The organism is Bradyrhizobium sp. (assembly GCF_049691595.1).
Lineage (GTDB): Bacteria > Pseudomonadota > Alphaproteobacteria > Rhizobiales > Xanthobacteraceae > Bradyrhizobium.
This window is the reverse complement of sequence record NZ_JBAVNZ010000131.1, coordinates 1-2,380: the sequence shown is the minus strand read 5'-3', so window position 1 is coordinate 2,380 and position 2,380 is coordinate 1. Positions and strand designations below refer to the sequence as shown.

Here is a 2,380-nt window from a genome sequence, read left to right as displayed (position 1 = left end):
GTCATCAGGCAGAACAGGATGCCGAGCTCTTCGGCGTCCGACCGTTCCGTCCGGCGCGAGGCTGACGGCATCACCGCGATATATCCAAGTCCGATCAACAGCGAGATCGCGACCACGACCCCATTCGCGGTTTTGAAATCGATATCGACGAGATTCATGGTGCGCGCGGGCCTGGCCGGATCATCCTGGTTGTAGTTGACCGGCCGCGTCAGCCGGTGCGTGATCGCGATAATGGACTGATTGACCCAGGACCAGTTCTGCTCGTCGCGCTGTCCAAAACCCTTCTCCGAACTGGTTCCGACCATGCCCTGATACCAGGTCTTCAGCTCCGCGACGTTGTGCTGGTAACCGCGGAACGGGGCCGGCAGCACGAACAGAAGCACGCCCAGCGCCACAACCATGCTCGCCGCGCTGGCCCACTGCCGGCGCCAGATCAGATAGGGAAATACCGCGACCGGAAAAACCTTGATCGCGGTCGCCAGCGCAAACATGCTTCCCGCCATCCAGGGCCGCGCGTGGCGCAACAGCCAAAATCCGTACAGCATCAGCGCGAGCAGCACGAGGTTCGGCTGCCCGAGATCGAACATGTCGAACACGAAGGTGACGGTGACGAACCCCGGCAGCGCCTCCAGCCACGGCGCGGGCTTTTGGCCTGATCCCGTCATGGCGTGCGAGAATTGCGCGGTCATCCACCACGCCGCGGCGTTCAGCAGCGACAGGCCGAGATAGAGCGGGATCCTGCCGAAATAACCGGGTATCGCGAGCAGCACCGCGGGCAGCGGCGGATAGATGAACTCGAAATAGGTCTTGGGATCGCCGGGATAGAGGTTGCTCCCCTGCAGCACCTGCTGTCCCGCCCAGTACCACAGCGGATAGTCCTTGGTCTTCCCCTGGCCCCAGATCTCCGGAACCAGAACATCGGCCGTCAGCGCGATACAGCACACCAGAAACAGGATATCGAGCGGCGCTCGCAGCGACGGGTATCTCAGCACGAATTCGTTCCGGACATCAGAGGAAGCTCGCCTCGCCGCGAGGCATTGGAAGCATGATCCTTCCGGAAAACCGGTTTCGCTTTTCCGGGATCATGCTCTATCGCCGCAACAGCCCGCCGAGCGCGCCGCGCACCAGCGCGCGGCCGACCGAACCGCCGAGCGAGCCGCCGACCGACTTGCCGAGATCGGCGACGACGCCGCCGACCACCTTGTTGGTGACCGAACGTGTGACACTTCTGGCGATGAGCTGGCCGGTCGACATCCTGCCGCGCGATACGTTGGTGCCGAAAATCGTGCCGACAATGGCGCCGATCTGTCCGAGGATGCCGCCGCCGGCGCCGCCCTGCCCGCCGTCAGCCGGCGCCACCGTTCCCGCCACGCGCTTCTGCAGCATCTCATAGGCGGAGTCGGCATCGACCACGGTGTCATATTTGCCCTTTACCGGGCTGTTGTTCATGATCGCCGTGCGTTCCTCCGGCGTGATCGGCCCGATCCGCGCCGACGGCGGCCGCACCATGACGCGCTCGACCATCGCCGGCGTGCCGCCGCCCTCCAGGAACGACACCAGCGCCTCGCCCTTGGCCAATTCCATGATGACGCGCGCGGTATCGAGCTTCGGATTGGGCCGGAAAGTCTGCGCGGCGGCCGCCACCGCCTTCTGGTCGCGCGGGGTGAAGGCGCGCAACGCGTGCTGTACGCGGTTGCCGAGTTGGGCGAGCACCTTGTCCGGCACGTCGATCGGGTTCTGCGTGACGAAATAGACGCCGACGCCCTTGGAGCGGATCAGCCGCACCACCTGCTCGATCTTGTCCAGGAGCGCCTTCGGCGCATCGGTGAACAACAGGTGCGCCTCGTCGAAGAAGAACACCAGTTTCGGCTTCGGCAGATCGCCGGCTTCCGGCAGTTCCTCGAACAGTTCCGACAGCATCCACAACAGGAAGGTCGCGTAGAGCCGCGGGTTCTGCATCAGCTTGTCGGCCACGAGAATATTCACCATGCCGCGGCCATCGCCGTCGGTCTTCAAGAAATCCTTCAGCGTGAGCGCCGGCTCGCCGAAAAATTTCGTGCCGCCCTGGTTTTCCAGCACCAGGAGCTGGCGCTGGATGGTCCCGACGGTTGCCTTGGTCACGTTGCCAAAACCCTGCGCGGCCTTTCGGATCGGCGCCAGCGGATCTTCGCCGGCATCCCCAGGCTTTTTGCCGGTGTCCGGGACGATCGCATCCAGCAGTGCGCGCAGATCTTTCATATCGATCAGCGTAAGGCCGTTATCGTCGGCAACACGGAACGCGACATTGAGGACGCCTTCCTGCACGTCGTTCAGGTCGAGCATCCGCGACAATAGCAACGGCCCCATTTCCGTGACGGTGGCGCGGACCGGGTGGCCTTGC

General features: G+C 63.9%; 2 protein-coding genes. Both read right to left on the bottom strand.

Annotation, left to right across the window (positions count from 1 at the left end):
• Positions 1-992, bottom strand: a 992-nt coding sequence (locus WCE35_RS05970; protein ID WP_424592424.1) for a glycosyltransferase family 87 protein, incomplete at its 3' end; no start/stop codon positions are given.
• A gap of 97 nt (positions 993-1,089) precedes the next feature.
• On the bottom strand, positions 1,090-2,380 hold a 1,291-nt coding region (locus tag WCE35_RS05965), incomplete at its 5' end, for a helicase HerA-like domain-containing protein (protein ID WP_424592423.1).